The organism is Sphingopyxis sp., from assembly GCF_019459305.1.
GTDB lineage: Bacteria > Pseudomonadota > Alphaproteobacteria > Sphingomonadales > Sphingomonadaceae > Sphingopyxis.
This window is the reverse complement of the sequence record NZ_JAIBES010000084.1, coordinates 38,473-55,192: the sequence shown is the minus strand read 5'-3', so window position 1 is coordinate 55,192 and position 16,720 is coordinate 38,473. Positions and strand designations below refer to the sequence as shown.

Below are 16,720 nucleotides of genomic sequence, written 5' to 3'. Positions count from 1 at the left end.
GCATTTCGCGCTGTCTCAGACGAAACATATGACAAAGCTTCCGGGTATCTCGCAGTCATCGCCGCGAGAAATGGCCTTTGCGCCGCCGCCGAACGAATACGCTCGTCATTCACCGCCTCCAGGCCGCCAGGCGACTCCGAATGGAGTCCGCACATCCGGGATGGCGATGCAAGAAAGCGCCCCCGATGTCCCCCTAAGGGGCGCTTTGCCTCGGCGGCTGACCGATCTCGGCCACTACCCCTATGCCTCTCGAGCCCGATCAGCGAGCGGTTGAATATTATATTTGATCAAATTTGTAATTAGCCCTAACCTGCCCCCTTGTCGAGTCGAAGAAGTCCATCATGCGCTGAAGATGGGGCAAGTTTCGGTACGACATCGGGATCCCGCGCCTCGACGGCCGGCAATAATTATTTGATCTAAAGGAGAGCGAAATGCGACGCGCAAAAAAGGTCATCATAACCTGCGCCGTAACGGGGTCGATCCATACGCCGACGATGTCGCAACATTTGCCCATCACGCCGGAGCAGATTGCGCACGAAGCGGTTGCAGCGGCCGAGGCCGGCGCGGCAATCGTGCACCTGCACGCCCGAGAACCGCTAGACGGTCGTCCGACCGCCAACCCCGACCTCTTCATGGAATTCCTGCCGCGTATCAAGCAGCAATCCGATGTCATTATCAACACGACTACCGGTGGCGGTCCAGGGATGACTATCGACGAGCGGCTGGCCGGCCCGCTCCGCGCCGCGCCCGAACTTGCGTCGCTGAACATGGGCACCTTGAATTTCGGCGTGTTCGGACTAGCCGATCGCTATAGCAAGTGGCAGCATGACTGGGAAAAGCCGTTTCTGGAAAGCACGCGGTCCGGATTCCAGAGCAACACCTTTCAGCAGATCGAAGAAATTATTGTTCGCCTCGGTCACGGCTGCGGGACGCGCTTCGAATATGAATGCTATGACGTCGGCCATCTGTATTCGCTCGCACATTTTGCCGATCGCGGGCTGATCAAACCGCCTTTCCTCATTCAGTGCATTTTCGGCATCCTGGGCGGGATTGGGGCCGATCCTGCCAATCTTCTCCATATGCGGGAAATCGCCGACCGCTTGTTCGGCGATGATTATTATCTTTCCTGCTTCGGTGTTGGCCGTGACCAGATGCCGTTCGTGACCATGTCCGCGCTGCTCGGCGGCAACGTCAGGGTGGGGCTGGAAGACAGTCTCTATATCGCGCGCGGCGAGCTCGCCGAAAGCAACGCGGCACAAGTCGGCAAGATTGCACGCATTCTTCGTGAGCTGGGTCTGGAAATTGCCACGCCAGCCGAAGCGCGCGAAGCGCTCGAGCTCAAGGGCGGCGACCAGGTTGCCTTTTAGAGCCATGATGGAGACTTATCGAGGCGTTGCGCATCCCTGGCTTTGCGATGCGATGGGCCACCTCAACACGCGCCACTATCTGGCGATGTTTGACGACGCGCTGCATCATTATGTCAGCTGCTGCGGGCACAGCTTCGGCAATTCCGCGCGTGGTTTTGCCGACGTCAGCATCAGCCTGGTACTCCGATCCGAGGTGAAGCCTGGAAGTCTGCTCACGATCCGCAGCGAAACACTCAAGATCGGGCGTACGTCGCTGTCGTCGCGCCACTGGATGTCCGACGCGGAGAATGGCGAGGCGCGAGCCGTCTGCGAAATCGTCAGCGTGTATCTCGACATGGTTGAACGTCAGCCAACGCCGCTCACTGCGACCATCGTCGCAGCAGCGCGTTCGCTCCTGCCCGATGTTCAAGCGACAGAGGCGGGCGGGCCACGCTGAGAAGCGCCTCAACACGAGGTGCCTGAACAATATGTTATCAAGCGGAGTATCGGGCATGTCACGACTGCAAGACGTTCAGGCGGAGGCGGCAGCGGATAACGCGCTGGCACGTCACCTTGGTGCCTGGGACCTGGTTCTGCTCGGCATCGGCGGAATATTGGGCGCCGGTATCTTCGTGTCGACCGGTGTCGTCGCGGCAGACCACGCGGGACCCGCGATTGTCCTGTCGTTTCTCATTGCGGCTGCGGCCTGCTTCTGCGCGGCGCTATGCTATGCCGAGTTCGCCGCCATGGTTCCTGCGTCTGGCAGCGCCTACAACTATGCGCATGCGGCGTTCGGGCGCTTGGTTGGATGGTTCATCGGATGGTGCCTGCTGCTGGAATATCTGATGGCCGCAGCGACGGTCTCGGTTGGGTGGTCGGCCTATCTGGTCAATCTTCTGCAAAGCTTCGGTATCGTAATCCCGCCGCAACTGTCGAGCCCACCGATATCGGCCGAGAATGGCGCGCTCGCATTCGGCGCTCCGGCAATCAATGCGCCTGCCCTGATGATCATACTCTTGCTCACGTTCGTCCTCGTGCGCGGAGTCAAGCTTTCGGTTCGCGTCAACAGCATATTAGTGGCGATCAAGGTCACCGTGATTGTCCTGTTCATCGGGGTCGCGTCTTTGTCCATCGATGTTGCTAACTGGCAGCCCTTCCTGCCGCCGAACAGCGGCACCTCAGGCGAATATGGGTGGAGCGGGGTCTTTCGCGGCGCAGCCATCATTTTCTATGCTTATCTGGGGTTCGATGGCGTTTCGACAGCGGCGAAGGAGGCCAAGAATCCACAGCGCAGTGTCCCCATTGGGATCTTGGGTTCGCTGCTTTTCTGCACCGGGCTCTATATCCTGTTCGCCCTCACCCTTACTGGGATCGCGCCCTATCCCGTACTCGACTCGGCAAGTCCGGTAAGTACTGCGCTCGATTATGCTGGCAGCCATCTCGCCTGGCTCAAGATTACCGTTGCCGCGGGGGCCGTCATTGGACTGACGTCGGTGCTCGTCGTCCTGCTGTTCGGCCTTAGCCGAATTCTATTCGCCATGGGGGCTGACGGCTTGGTGCCTTCGTTATTTGCACGCATATCAGAGCGGAGCCGCGCGCCGACGGGAGGAATCGTCGTCGCAGGCCTCGTCGTTGCGGCAACCGCAGCGACATTCCCTATTCAAACACTCAGTGAGCTGATTTCGATGGGAACCTTAGTGGCCTTCGTTTTCGTGTGCGCGGGCGTGCTTTACCTGCGCCACCGCGAACCAGACGTCTCGCGCCCGTTCCGCGTTCCGTTCGCGCCCGTCGTTTGCACGACCGGCATTCTCGTTTGCATCTATATGCTTTTGAGCCTCCCGCAACGGACCTGGCTGGCGTTCCTGATCTGGACCTTGGCGGGCGCAGCTTATTATGCATTGCGACGGCGGCACAAGGGAGCGGCAGCGCGTCCGGCGACCCCATCGGTCTAAAGCGGCTCGGCTGCGAACTGATGATGGCGGTGGTACCACGCCGCCGAACCAAGGATGATTTCGCGAATTACGGCCTCTGCGGCCTTGCCGTCGCGTTGTTTTAGGGCATCCAGAAGCCGTAGCTGGTTGTGTTCGTGGCCCAGCACCCATTCGGCGCGCACCTTGGCGGGCTTCTTGAAGGGAATCGAGAGAAGCGGGCTCACGCGCAGCCAAAGACTGTCGATCATCGAAAGCAGGTGCGGCGATCGCGCCGCTTCATAAATCGCGAAGTGAAAGACATAATTGAGGTGAACGATCTCGCCCCATTCGGTGTTGCCCGTCGCCACTGACATCAGCCGCTGGTGGGATAATTCGATCCGGGCAAAATCTTCGTCGCTCAGTCGAATGGCTGCATTGCGTGCTGCAAGCCCTTCGAGCCGCAACCGGATTTCCTTAATTTCGTCGAACTCGTCCGCGGTGAAAAGCGGAACCTTCACCCGCCCGGTTGGCAGGTTGATGAGCGCACCTTCGGCCGCCAGTCGCTGGATCGTTTCGCGTATCGGCATCGTGCCGCCCCCGAGCTCCTGTTCGAGGAGCTTGACGGTGATCGACTCGCCGGGTTCGAATTTGCCCTCCTGAAGCGCTTTGCGAAGCTCCTGATAGATGCGCTCCTTGAGCGTCTGGCGCCGGATGACGCGAAGTCCGCGCGTGCTAAGTGCACCGCCAGCGTCGCTCGCTGGATGGTCCGAATTGTTCTCATCCGCCCGTTTCGCCACAGAAATTTCTCCTTTGATACCCTGCCAAGCTGCCTTCCTCCGACACAATCGGCAAGCCTCCATAGGCCGTGATCCATAAATTATCAATTATAGGAACATCCTTCCTTGAAAGAATAGCTCCATTGTGTATGATATTTGATCAAATATCTGGAGATTATGGAATGAGTTTGGGAAAGGCCGCAATCGTCGGCGTTGGCACGATCGGCCGGGGCTGGGCGCTACTTTACGCCAAAGCGGGATATCGCGTTTCGCTTTTCGACCCCAGTGTCGCTGCAATGGATGCTGCACTTGGCGCCATCGCGACCTCGCTCGACGATATGGCGGCGTTCGGCCTCGTGCGGGGGCGCGACAAAATCATGGCACGCATCTCCATTGCCTCCACCTTGCGCGATGCCGTTGCAGATGCCGAAATTATTCAGGAGAGCGCGCCGGAAAGCCTCGATGCCAAGCGCGAAGCGATTGCCGAAATCGGACGTGAAGCCGCCCCGTTATCAATCATCGCCAGTTCCTGCTCCAGTCTTTTGCCGGCCGATATATTCCAGGACGCTGCCGGACCCGATCGATGTATCGTCGCGCATCCGTTCAACCCGCCGCACCTGGTACCACTCGTCGAACTGCTTGCCGGACCTGCGACAAGCGACGAAACCATTGAACGCACCCGCGCGATCATGCTCCAGCTCGACCAGGCGCCGATCATTCTGCGCAAGCCGGTGCCGGGCTATGTCGCCAACAGGCTCCAGGCGGCCGTGATCAATGAATCGATGCATCTGGTTGCGAACGGCGTGATCAGCCCCGACGATCTCGATCTCTGCATGACGGAATCGCTCGGTCGGCGCTGGGCTTTTCTCGGTCCGTTCGCAACCATGGACCTCAACGCCGATGATGGTGTCGCGGGATATGCCCGGCGCTTTCGCGAAGCCTATCAGGAGCTCGGCCGCGATCTGGGTGTGGCAGAACCGTGGGAAGAAACCGCCATCGCAGCCGTGACCGAGGCATGCCGCGCGCGGACCCCAATGCTGGACCTGCGCAGCAAACGCGAGTGGCGCGACCGTCAGTTGATGTGGTCGCTGGTTCGCAGCCGGTTAGGCCCGCGTGACGATGGAACGGCTGCAAAGGAGAAGGCATGATGGCGGCGGGCTCCCAATTCTACCTCACGACGGCGACAGCGCTGCTGGCGATCGCCGGATTCCCGCTGACCAGCACAGCGGCGCCGGCGCCGATTACCGAGGTTCAAACTCCACGCGAGCCTGGCCCGCTGATGGCCCCGGGCAAGTCAAACATATTTCGCGACGAATGGGGCATGGCCCATATTTATGCCGCGCGTGAAGAGGATGGTTTCTTCGCACTCGGCTTTGCCACGGCCGAAGACAGGATCGATCAGCTGCTGTTGATTTATCTTGCCACCAAGGGCGAACTTGCCGCCAATTTCGGTCCGGGGCCGATCGGCGCCGACAAGGTCACGCCTCACCTGGCGAATGCGATCAAGGACAGCGTCGCCTCCGACGTCGCAGTCCGGCGGTTCCGGATCCTCGAAAGCGCCCGCGAGAATCTGGCGCAGCTACCCGAACAATACCGTCGCAACCTCGATGCCTATATTGCGGGAATAAATCGCTACCTCGCCGACAATCCCGCCAAACGCCCTGCCTGGGCACCCGTACTCGAGCCCGCAATGCCGCTTGCAGCATTCAGCCAGCTTGTCGCTGAGGCCGCACAAATCTGCCCGTCGCGGATCGCCGCACTCGAAAGCAAGGCGCCGGCGCCGGCAGAACCGGCGCTCAAGGGGTCGAACGCCTGGGTTGCTGGCCCAAGCCGCGTCGCGAACGGCGGCGTTCTATTTTCCTCAGACTCGCACGGTCCGTGGAGCGCGATCGGAACCTTGTTCTATGCCTGGCGCATGAAAGCCGGCGACTTCGACTTTCAGGCTTTCGAGCCCACGGGCACTGCGATGCCATTCTTTGGCCACAGCCGGGATTTCGCCTGGGGCTGGACCGAGGGTCCGCGATTTGCCGGCGATTGCTACCGCGTCGAAACGCTCGCAGACGATAGCTCGCGCTATCGGTTTGATCAGGAAACGAGGCGTTTTGAAACGATTCCCTACCGGGTCGAGGTCAAAGGTGCCGCGCCGGTGACCGGACAGTTCGAATATACGCGCCATAACGGCCTGCTTTCCCCCGTCGTCGAGCGGCGGGGCCGGAATGCTTTTGTCGCGAGCTATGCGAGCATCGACCGCGTCGGCTTGGGACATGGCCGGATGTACAATATGGCCAAGGCGCAGAACCTTGCGGAACTGCGGGCCGAACTTGCAGCGATGGACATTTATCCCGCCAATCTTCTGATCGGCGGCGCCGATGGATCCATATTCTACGTCCGTCCTGGACGGATTCCGATCCGCAAGCCCGGTATCGATCCGAGTGGGGTTGTCGACGGGAACAGCGCGCGCACGGCCTGGCAGGGCTTTGTGACGCTCGACCAGACGATCAAGGTCGAAAACCCCGCTCAGGGATATGTCGTGAATGACAATGTCAGTCCGGACATGATGTACCCTGAACGGGTCATCATACCCGATGAACACCCTCCCCATCTTGCGCTCGAGCCGGGCCAGACAACTTTGCGCCAGCTGCGGCACATGGAGCTGCTCGAGAGGGCGGAAAAACTGACCGATCAAGATGCAATCCGCCTGACGATGGACGAGAAGATCTATGCGTTCGACCGATGGGCAACCCGTTTGAAATCGATCGACGATGCGCAGTTCGGATCCGGCAACGGCATCGCCGAATTCCTGGCACAACTTCGCGCGTTCGATGGCCGTCTTGTCGAGGACTCAGGTCCGGCGCTCGCCTTCAGCCTCTTCATTGACGCGCTGAACCGGATTGACGGGAATGCAGCGTATCAGATGGCGCTCGAAATCGTCGACGGTAAGCCGATCGCGTTGGAGCGTGATGGATTGTTCGTTGCCGCGGTGAGAGCGGCGCAAGCCGATTATGCCGAATTTTATGGATCGCTACGCCATCCGGTTTATGGCGACCGGCACAAGTTGAGCCGTGGCGGCAAGCGATGGCCCGGCGCCGGCGGATCCTTCGTTTTCACCGGCATGGAACGGCACCTGGACCTGCAAGGCGGCTGGAACAGTCGGCCCTTTATCGCCGCGCCGCCGCGCACGATGCGTTACCGGGCAGCGACGGACCGGGCGTCTGAACTCACCGCCTTTTGCTGCCAGCGCGTGCCTTTCGTTGTCGCATTTCATCCCGGCGGACGCCTCAATTCCTACTCGCAGTTTCTGCCCGGGCTTAGCGACGATCCGGCATCGCCGCACTTTGACGACCAGCTTGCGTTGGCGAGTAGCGGCACGCTTCGGTCCAATCACTTCGAACTTCGCGAGCTCTTGCCTGCAGCGCAGAGCATGAAAATTCTGTCCGTCACCCAATAAGCGACGACGGAATCCGAACTGGAGGAAAAATGATGTTACGTTTCATACCGCTGACCCTTGCCCTCGCCGCGCTTCCGGCGTCTCCGTTGTCTGCGCAATCGGCGGGCAGCGCGGCAGCGCCATCCGCACCTGCCACCACTGCCGTCAGCGTTGCCGAGGCGCGCGCAATTGCCGAGGCCTTTGCCGCGACATTGGAGAGCAATTTCCTCTTTCCCGAAACGGCCACGCGCTATGCGTCGGCGCTGCGCACCAAGGTCGCGGCCGGCGGTTACGACAAGGCTGTGACCCGGGAGAAGCTGGCCGACATGTTGACGGCCGATGTTCAGGCGATCGCGCCGGACGGACATCTTCAAGTGTTTCCCACGGCATTTGATTTTAAAACGCCGGCCAAGCCGAAGACGCCATCGGCGCCCCCGCCGCCCGAGGTCGAACAGATGCGCTGGATCGCGCCCGAAGTCGCTTTTGTCCGATTCAACAGCTTTCTCGGTACGCCCGAGTCGATCGAGGCAACGCGACGCTTCGTCCGCGAATTTGGCGAAGCCCGCACGTTGATCCTGGATCTTCGCACGCACCGCGGCGGCGGGCTCGACGAAATGGATATCCTGCTTTCCGCCGTCTTCGCCAAACCAACCCGGCTTCTCATGATGGAAACGCGCGCCGCGATCATCGAACGGGACGGCGATCCACTGGCAGCGTTTCCAACCATCAAGACGATCCCCTCGCCTGCCGACGTCGTTCGCCAGGAACATTGGGCCTTGCCGTCAGCTGAGAAGCAGCCGATTGCCAGGGCCACTATCTATGTGCTGACCTCGGGCGCGACAGCATCGGCGGGTGAACATCTCGCGTTGGCGCTCAAGCGAACGCAGCGCGCCACGCTAGTCGGCGAACCAACGGCCGGCGCTGGCCATTTCGGTGACATCTTGCCGCTTGCGCATGGCTTTACCACCTTCATGCCGGTGGGGCGCACCTATGATCCTGAAACCGGCATAGATTGGGAAGGAGCCGGGGTTGCACCGGATATTGCGATCACCGCCGACCGGGCCCTAGCCGAGACGTTGCAACTCGCGGGAATTGAGAAGGTCGCAGCCGAGCAGCTTTCGGCCCAGCTGACCCCGCAGCGACCGATGGCCCGCCGCGCAAGGCGTGCTTTTTAAGCGGCGATGCGCTGCACTTTGCGGGCAACAATAAAGCGCAGCGCCTAGCTGCTGGCCCCAATTGCGACTGTTCGTCAAGTCGACCATTCGTCAGCGCGCGCAGGCTCCCCCGCACCACGGGCCGCAACCCCCACCCCCAGGATTGCCCACCCCGTCAGAACGGCCAGTTCCAATGGGAAGCCGCCCGCCTCGGCAACCGCATGGCCGAGCGAAATCACCATAAGACCGAGGCTGAGGGCCAGCGCGAGCCAGGCGGTCTTTACACCACCGGGAATTTTGAAGCTGCGGGGAGCATCGGGTTGCAACCGGCGCAGGCGGATCGCGGACCCGGCCGCGATTGCGAACATCGCAACGAGCCCCAGCGCCGACGTGGCGACGATCGGCCCCACCGCATTTCGGCCGCATATCGCCCCCAACGAGGCGAGGACTGCGCAGAATATCGTGGCATTGAAATAGGATCCGGTCGCAGCGCTCCGTCGGCCGAACCATGAACCGATCATGCCGTCTTCGGCGAGTACCGCCAGCACGCGCGTTGCGGCAAAGAAGGTCGCGTTCCATGCCGAAACCAGCCCGAGCAGTCCTGATATCAGGACGAGCTTGCTCATCAGCGACGACGAGAAGGCGTGATCGAAAGCGGCGGCTGCCGGGAGATCCGCATTGAGGAGCAGTTCGCGCGGTGCACTCATCGCCGCAGAAGCAATTACTCCGGCATAAAAGACGATCGCTCCCAGAATGGAGGCCACGAGCACGAGTCCGACGCCGCGAAGCGATACGCTCGCATCGCGTTCGTCCACGGCCTGCAGGGTGGTATTGAAACCCGCGTAGAACAGCGGGGTCATCGACAGGACCGAGAAAAAACCCGCCAGTTCGATTGCCCCATCACGGCGCACGAAAGCAGGCGCGAGATTGGCCGGATCGCCAAATGCCAACCCGGCCGAAATGAAGATAAGGGCCGCGATCAACTTGGTGATTGTCGAGAAATTCTGGAGCTTCTCGATCCATTGGCTGCCGCGGAGATGGAACAGCGCAATGATCAAGGTTCCACCAACGCCGATCAGCAACGCACCGAGATGGACGTCGGCGCCGAGAACCGAATAAAGCGTCGGGCCGAGCAGGGCTGGAAACAAAATTCCCGCAATCCACGCCACCGAGATCGCTTCGAAGGCCACGACGCCGAGAAAAATGAGCAAGAGGATCCAGCCCGCACACATGGCCGCGCGGCGCCCGCCCGCGGCGCGGGCAAAGGCAATCTCGCCGCCCGTTGCACCGGTGATCGACAGCGCCTCCCCATAGCAGAAGACAATCGGCAAGATGATCGCTCCGCCGAGCGCGAAGGCGAGAATTGCGCCGATCGAGCCTGCCGCACCCAGCCAGGTTCCGAGAAGTGTGATCCAGCCGACGCCGATGATGGTGCCGATGGACAGACAGAAGAGCGTGAGGAGTCCGATACCGCCCTTAGCGCCCTTGTTATGCATTGCAGATTCCTTTCCGGTGCGAACTGGATCGCACGCCTAGTTCTCCCAAGCCGCACACCGCGGCGGCAGACTTCGGGTCCACCGACGACCGCCTCCTAGTCATGCGTACGAAAAACCTGGAGATCGGGTTTGCGGACCGGCCAGATCTGCTCCAGATCGGCGCCGCGATAAAGAATGCCGCCCTTCGCAACAAAAGCGATGTCCAGCGTGTGACGAATATTCTCGAGCGGATTGCGGTTCAATATGACCAGATCTGCAAGCTTGCCGACCTCCAGCGATCCGATCTCCTGATCAAGGCCATGAAAATAGGCACCTTCGATCGTCGCTACCTTCAGCGCCTCGATGGGTGCGAGCGCCGTGGCATAGGACCAGATCTCCCAGTGCGAGCCAATACCGCCCTGCTCCGAATGCTCACCGATGGCGCCCCGGCCGCCGGCGGCGCGAATGGCAGCCAGTCCCGATGCGACGATCGGGAAGCTGTAGGCGGAAAAGCCCGTCGGGCCGGCTGCGCCGATGGGCGCCGGCAACGACCCGGCAGCGCTAAACCGACGATATTTTTCGTCGGACGCAAAATCATGGCGGTCGCGAAAAAAGTCCACTCCTCCGCGAGGATGTCCCGACACGCCCGACGTTGGAGAATAGACCATATTTGCCTGACCCAGGAATGTACTGACATCCTTATGGACCGGGAGATTGGCGATATAATGCTCCCACCCCGTCTGTCCGTCCATCGCCATGCCGATGACATATTCGATCGGTCCGCCTTCGGCGGTGATCGACAATCCCGCGCGGCGCGCGCCTTCGGTGAGCTGCTGCATCTGACGGCGGCTCGTCATGCGAAAGGATTTGAGCGCAACCGCACCCCATTCGGCATTGCGGCGGGCGATGCGCTCGGCGTCCGCCAGGCTGCGGATTTCAACATGATCGCCAAAGCCGGCAGCGCGGCCGGATGTCACAAGATCGCCGACACCATAGATGCGCGGCGCTGCGAGAAAGCCCGCATCGGAGAGTTCCGCCAGCGGCAGGATGGCAGCCGCATCCGATGCGGGATCGACCGTGGTCGTGACGCCATAGGCCAATTGCCGCGCCAGCTCGGGTGCGAAGCTTGGCACGACGCCTTCGGGCACTTCGGTATCATGGGTATGGACATCGATCAGTCCCGGAATGATCGTTTTCCCGGTGGCGTCGATGACCTTGTCCGATTTCCGCAAGGTGCATCGGCCGATACAGCGGATGCGGTCGCCCTCGACGACCAGCGTCCCGCGCTCGATTACGCCCTTCGAACCGAGCGATATAATCTTCGCGCCAACGAGAGCAAAGGCTCCATTGGGGACTGGGCGCGGCACTGAGAGTTCGACGTCACGTTCGCGGCAAATCAGGTTGTCCGCAGTGCACGAAAATAGCGTGCGGCCCGATACGAATTCGAGCGTCCCGTCGCGCTGCCATCGCGGATAAACGCCGCCCGCGCGAGATACACGGCGCGCATCAGGCGACGGTTGGTTGGGGTTCGTTTCGATGAAGGGCGCGGTTCCTTCGGCGGACCAGTTGGCGGGTGCTATATAAACCTCACGTGCGGCCTCGAAAGCGACCCACCGTCCATCTGGCGAAAGCAAGGGGCGGTTTCCGGCACCGAACGCGCGAGAATTCCTTGCCGGAAATGCCGCGATGCGCTGCTGCGGCGCGCCGGGATCAGGGCGCTGGGCGACGATCGATACTTTTGCATCATATGCATCGGCAGAAGGGAAAGGCTGATAAAGTCCTTGCGCCGCGGCGGCCTGCTCTTGCCGCTCGAACGCCAAGCGCCCGTCCGCCAGGAAGTAAACGGGCCGGGCCGCGGCAGCCGTTGCCAATATGACCCCGTCGCCCCCGGCGACGGGAAAGCGAACGACGTCCCACTTGCCCGCTTCCCAGCGACCGGCCGCCGCTTCATCCGACTGCCCCCGCATGGCGACAATCGATTTCCCGTCGGGCGAAAAGGTCGGAAAAATATATTCGCCCGCGGGCAGGGCGATACGGCGCGCGGAGTTTGCGCCTTCCTTGATCCATAACCCGCCGCGTTTGCCCGACTCCCAGTTCGCGAACACGAGCGCATCGCCGCTGGCGGACCATGACGGTGTCAACTGGACGCCCGGCACGTCCGGGGCGACGGGATGAAAACCCTTGCCCTCGCCCCCCCCGGTCCAGACCTTGCCGACCGCAACGAAAGCGATCCTGTCGTCCGTCGGCGACGAAGCGGGCCACCGCAGAAATTTGACGGGAAGACTATTCGTCATCCGGGCCAAGCGTCCGCGGACCTGTCCGGAGATGCGCCGGTGAACATGCGCCGTAAAGGGGATGCTCCGGAGGCTCCTGGACCGAAGATCGACGCGCGCGATCTTTCCGCCAACCGACAAAATGATCGCGCGTGAATCGGGCGTCCAGGAAAATCCGGGCAGGACGCGATGCGAATACATAGCGTGCGCCGACGACAGATCGCGCGTGATCGGCGCGAGCAGCAGCTGCTCATGCCCAGTCGCAAGATTTCTGATCCACAAGCCAGTGCTGCCGGCAAGTCGGTGCCCGGCAATCTGTTCATGCGTGCCGGGCATCCGGCGCGCAAAAGCAAGCCAGCGACCGTCGGGCGATACGCGCGGCTGAATGTCGGCCGAAGGATTTCCGGGCACCTCTGATGCGGAGAGGTCCGGCGCGGCGGGGGGCGACCCGATCACATCCCGGAGTTCGGCGCCCGAAAGTGCGACCGATTGGACATGGTGTCCTATTTGGGTGCCATAGCGATTGCCGCTGAAATAGGAGGTGTGGAAATAGATCCGGTCGCCATTCGGCGACGGCGATGGCCCATTATACTGCGCCTCCTTTCCGCCCACGAGTTCACGCGCCGGGTCCTTGCCATCGACAGGAAACAACCACACGCGCGTATTCTGCCGGTGCCACCCGCGGCCGGGCGTCGGAAAGGCACGCACAGCTGCAATATGCTTTCCGTCGGGAAGCCAGGCGGGCTCGGCAATGCGGGTTTCATCGTCCTGAAAAAGCAGCCGGGCATTGCGGCCATCGGCATCCATGACCCAAAGGGCATTCTGCCCCCCTCGGTCGGAAATGAAAGCAATCCGCGAGCCATCGGGCGAGAAGGTCGGATGAAAATTGAGCGCCATGCCACTGTCTTGGGTCAAGGCCTGTGCCTTGCCGCCTTCGATGCCCATGAGATAGATGTGCCCAAGCAGGTCGAAGGCGACCCGTCGCCCGTCGGGCGACACGTCGACCGACATCCATGTGCCTTCATCGGTTTCGAAATCGATCACGCGCGCTTCGCCGCGCGGCATCGTTGTGTCCCACGCCGACAAGTCCCCAGCCACAACAGGGGTGGAAGTACTCCCGGCAGCGGAGGCGCATATAAGCGCGGCAACAGCCTGGCCCAAAGGCGACCTCCTCGCGCATGCATTGATTGTTTTGATCATTTATTCCGACCCGATGATTGCCTTGATTACGCAATAATATGGCGCTCTCATGGGATTTTCAACGAAATATTCCAACTTGACATTTTGATCAAATAAATTGCAATCTGCCCTCAACTGAAACGGGAGACTTGACGATGCGGCGCTGGATGTTGGCGGGATTATGTTCGATTCTTGCCTGCGGCGGAGCCTTGGCCCGCGACGCAGTGCCGCTCACCGACCTGAATGCACCGGCGCGCGCTGTCGAAGCGAGGGACGCCGAGCTATTCCTCGACGGAGTCATGACCCAGATGCTCGATACCGAGGCGGTGGCGGGCGCAACTGTCGCGGTTGTCGAGAATGGGCGCCTGCTGTTCAGCAAAGGCTATGGTTTCAGTGATGTCGACGCGGGACGCCGCGCTGAGGCGGCGACGACCCGGTTCCGCATCGCTTCCGTAACCAAGCTATTTACGTGGACTGCGGTGATGCAGCAGGTCGAGCGCGGCAATCTCGACCTTGACGCGGACATCAACCAGTATCTCGATTTTCGCGTGCCTGCCACTTATCGCCAGCCGATCACGCTGCGCCATCTGATCAGCCACACCGCAGGCTTCGAAGACAAGCTATTTGGTCTCGCAACGCGCCAGCCCGTCCGCGCGGATATGACGCTTGGCCGCGCGTTGAAGGAGGGGCTGCCCGAACGCATCGCCCCGCCGGGTCAACAGATTGCCTACTCCAACTATGGAACCGCCCTCGCCGGCTATATTGTCGAGCGCGTCGTGAAGGAACCGTTCGACGCCTATGTGACAAAGAACATCTTTGCCCCACTCGGCATGACTCACACGACCTTCAGGCAGACAACCGGTGCGAAGCTGCCGCCCGACCTGTCGCGATCCTACCGCTTCGTCGATGGGGGGCTGGCGGCGGCCCCGGTCGAACATATCTACATCTATCCTGCCGGAGCGGTCACATCGACTGCGGATGACATGGCGAAGTTCATGCTGGCACATCTGCAGGACGGCGAACTGGGCGAAGCCCGAATCCTGCGTGCTGAAACGGCGCAGCAAATGCGCAGGCCGCTAGCCCGTAACGCGCCCGGCATCGAAGGCATGGCGCATGGCTTCTACGAAGTGAATATCGACGGCCGGCGCCTGCTTGCGCACGGAGGAAAAATTGCTGGCTTTACCAGCCTGCTAATTATCGCGCCCGACACGGGCACGGGGCTCTTTGTGTCTATGAATACGCTTGGCCGTGTCATGACCGTCGAGCAGGTCGCTCGCGCCTACATGCGGCGCTTCCATCCCGGGACCGCGGCGCGCGCCGCACCGATACGGGTCGCAGAGGCCCCTGTCGATGCCTACCTCGGCTCCTACCGCCCTAACATCAGCAATTTGTCGAGCATCGAACGCATCGGATCGGCCTTCGCGGCCGCTTATGTAACGAAGAGCGCGAACGGCGGCGTCGTCGTGAGCATTGGTCGAGATGTTTCTCGATGGATTCCAGTCGGGAAGGATCGCTTCGTCCGCGCCGAAGGGGCAGAGCGGCGAGACCAACTTGTCTTCACGCGCGACAATCGCGGCCGCATCGCCTCCTTCGCGATCGGATGGCGTCCATTCGTGGCGTTCAATCGCATTGCCTGGAAAGGGACGCCAACCACATTGTGGACACTGTTGGCGATTGGGATCTGCGGTGCTCTGGTGATCCTAGGTACCGCCATGACCGCCTTCCTTCGCCGTAAGCGAACCGCGCCCGGACGGATCGTCCGGATCTCACTGCATCTGGCAACCGTCTCGGCGGTCTGCATTATCCTGTCATCGGCTCTCGTCGCGGTCGGTGCCATGTCATTGTCGAACCTGCCTGTAGCCACGCCCGCTCCGCTGGTGATCGCCAAGTTCGTTGCGCTCGCCGCGCTATCAGGCATCATCACTGCGATTCTTCTCCAGATCGCGGCGCGCTGGACGAAGCGGACATCGACCCGTTCGGTCCTGATCCTCTTCATCGCATCGATGGCGACCCTGCCCTTCTTTGCGGCGCTGAACATGCTCAACTGGCTACGCTGGTAGCCCGCGGCCCAATTTCATCTTCGCTTGTCCAGAAAGGAATGCCAGCCCCGTGTCCGACAATGACAAACCGGTCCCCGCGAAGCTCTCGCTCGACGAGATCGAGGCAACTCGCCAGCGCCTAGGCGATCATATCATCGAGACCCCTGTCTATCGCTGGCAGGGTCCCGAAATTTCTGCGCTCGTCGGACAAGATACGCAGGTCATGCTCAAGCTTGAGCTTTTGCAATATGCAGGCTCGTTCAAAGTCCGCGGCGCACTTAACAACATCATGCAGCTCTCGGGCGCACAGCGCAAACGCGGCGTAACCGCGGTCAGTTCGGGTAACCACGCGGTTGCCACATCCTATGCCGCGAAGACGCTGAGCACCAACGCCAAGGTCGTGATGATGCGCGGCGCGAGCACGTTTCGCATGGCATTGTGCAAAAGCCATGGCGCCGAGCTTGTCATTGCCGACAATGTCCACCAAGCCTTTGAACGCGTCGCCGAATTCGAAAGGGACGAGGGCCGCTATTTTGTTCACCCGTTCGAGGGGCGGACGACTGCTCTGGGTTCGGCTACCTTGGGGATGGAGCTTTGCCAGCAGGTACGGGATCTGGACGCGGTGATCATCTCGATTGGCGGTGGTGGGCTGTGCGGTGGCATGTCGAGCGCGATCAAGCTCCTTTCGCCCAGCACCAAAATCTACGGCGTCGAGCCTGATGGCGCGGACTCAATGCATCGCAGTTTTGCCGCAGGCCGAGCGATGCCAATTGAGCAGGGTGCGACAATCGCCGACAGCCTGAATGCGCCTTATGCAGCTCCCTTCACGTTCAGCCTCTGTCAGCAGAATGTCGATACCTTGATCAAGGTTAGCGACGCAGACATCCGCCGTACTATGCGGCTCATGTTCCGCGAAATGAAGCTGGCGGTGGAGCCTGCGGCGGCGGCGGCAGCGGCAGCGCTGTGCGGTCCGCTGGCGGAACCCTTGCGGGGACAAAAGGTGGGCGTACTGGTCTGCGGAACGAACACCGATATCGAAACGCTTGCCGCCCATCTTCGCGAAGACTGATGCGAAAAAGGACCGCTTGTAACGAGAGAGAGGGCAAGTCGTTACAAGCGGCCCAAGCTGACCCTTGCAACT

The 16,720-nt window shown here is 61.2% G+C and carries 11 protein-coding genes; 8 read left to right on the top strand and 3 right to left on the bottom strand.

Translation table 11 applies throughout. The features are described from left to right. The first annotated feature begins 431 nt into the window (after positions 1–431). The 3 genes from K0M74_RS09780 to K0M74_RS09770 are packed head-to-tail and all read left to right on the top strand — an operon-like array spanning position 432 to position 3,298. A complete protein-coding gene (locus K0M74_RS09780) occupies positions 432–1,367 on the top strand; it encodes a 3-keto-5-aminohexanoate cleavage protein (RefSeq protein WP_293971234.1) in 936 nt (311 codons plus the stop codon). Between the two features lie 7 nt (positions 1,368–1,374). Then, positions 1,375–1,803 (top strand): thioesterase family protein, encoded by a 429-nt coding sequence (locus K0M74_RS09775; protein ID WP_293971232.1) that lies wholly within the window; start codon positions 1,375–1,377, stop codon positions 1,801–1,803. A 55-nt stretch (positions 1,804–1,858) separates the two neighbouring features. Further along, positions 1,859–3,298 (top strand): amino acid permease, encoded by a 1,440-nt coding sequence (locus tag K0M74_RS09770; RefSeq protein WP_293971229.1) that lies wholly within the window; start codon positions 1,859–1,861, stop codon positions 3,296–3,298. Here the strand turns inward: K0M74_RS09770 and K0M74_RS09765 are convergent. Further along, positions 3,295–4,053 carry a GntR family transcriptional regulator gene (locus K0M74_RS09765; RefSeq protein WP_293971226.1) on the bottom strand — a complete coding sequence of 253 codons (759 nt, stop codon included), beginning with the start codon at positions 4,051–4,053 and terminating at the stop codon, positions 3,295–3,297. The two genes, K0M74_RS09770 and K0M74_RS09765, sit on opposite strands and share 4 nt — an antisense overlap. A gap of 68 nt (positions 4,054–4,121) precedes the next feature. On the opposite strand from K0M74_RS09765, the gene K0M74_RS09760 reads away from it, so the two are divergent. The 3 genes from K0M74_RS09760 (at position 4,122) to K0M74_RS09750 (ending at position 8,634) form a co-directional block, all read left to right on the top strand. Then, the gene (locus tag K0M74_RS09760) at positions 4,122–5,180 is read left to right on the top strand and encodes a 3-hydroxyacyl-CoA dehydrogenase NAD-binding domain-containing protein (RefSeq protein WP_293971223.1); all 1,059 of its coding nucleotides are present in this window, start codon (positions 4,122–4,124) and stop codon (positions 5,178–5,180) included. Continuing rightward, positions 5,180–7,480, top strand: a complete 2,301-nt coding sequence (locus tag K0M74_RS09755) for a penicillin acylase family protein (protein ID WP_293971220.1) — start codon at positions 5,180–5,182, stop codon at positions 7,478–7,480. The genes K0M74_RS09760 and K0M74_RS09755 overlap by 1 nt, the downstream gene beginning before the upstream one ends. Positions 7,481–7,566: 86 nt before the next feature. Further along, positions 7,567–8,634 carry a S41 family peptidase gene (locus K0M74_RS09750; RefSeq protein WP_293971217.1) on the top strand — a complete coding sequence of 356 codons (1,068 nt, stop codon included), beginning with the start codon at positions 7,567–7,569 and terminating at the stop codon, positions 8,632–8,634. 74 nt (positions 8,635–8,708) lie between these two features. Here K0M74_RS09750 and K0M74_RS09745 read toward each other — a convergent pair whose 3' ends face one another. Beyond that, positions 8,709–10,109, bottom strand: coding sequence for an APC family permease (locus K0M74_RS09745; RefSeq protein ID WP_293971214.1), 1,401 nt, complete (start codon positions 10,107–10,109; stop codon positions 8,709–8,711). Positions 10,110–10,204: 95 nt separating this feature from the next. Beyond that, entirely contained in the window at positions 10,205–13,426 is a 3,222-nt protein-coding gene (locus tag K0M74_RS09740; RefSeq protein ID WP_293971211.1) for an amidohydrolase family protein, read from the bottom strand. Positions 13,427–13,749: 323 nt separating this feature from the next. Between K0M74_RS09740 and K0M74_RS09735 the strand changes: the two genes are divergently transcribed. Then, positions 13,750–15,600, top strand: coding sequence for a serine hydrolase (locus K0M74_RS09735; RefSeq protein ID WP_293971208.1), 1,851 nt, complete (start codon positions 13,750–13,752; stop codon positions 15,598–15,600). Between the two features lie 49 nt (positions 15,601–15,649). Further along, positions 15,650–16,648, top strand: coding sequence for a threonine/serine dehydratase (locus K0M74_RS09730; RefSeq protein ID WP_293971205.1), 999 nt, complete (start codon positions 15,650–15,652; stop codon positions 16,646–16,648). Positions 16,649–16,720: the final 72 nt, after the last annotated feature.

Excerpts from the sequence above, each read along its gene's own strand:
- K0M74_RS09780 (WP_293971234.1), top strand. The coding sequence starts at position 432 with ATGCGACGCGCAAAAAAGGTCATCATAACCTGCGCCGTAACGGGGTCG.
- K0M74_RS09775 (WP_293971232.1), top strand. The coding sequence starts at position 1,375 with ATGGAGACTTATCGAGGCGTTGCGCATCCCTGGCTTTGCGATGCGATG.
- K0M74_RS09770 (WP_293971229.1), top strand. The coding sequence starts at position 1,859 with ATGTCACGACTGCAAGACGTTCAGGCGGAGGCGGCAGCGGATAACGCG.
- K0M74_RS09755 (WP_293971220.1), top strand. The coding sequence starts at position 5,180 with ATGGCGGCGGGCTCCCAATTCTACCTCACGACGGCGACAGCGCTGCTG.
- K0M74_RS09745 (WP_293971214.1), bottom strand. The coding sequence starts at position 10,109 with ATGCATAACAAGGGCGCTAAGGGCGGTATCGGACTCCTCACGCTCTTC.
- K0M74_RS09740 (WP_293971211.1), bottom strand. The coding sequence starts at position 13,426 with ATGCCGCGCGGCGAAGCGCGCGTGATCGATTTCGAAACCGATGAAGGC.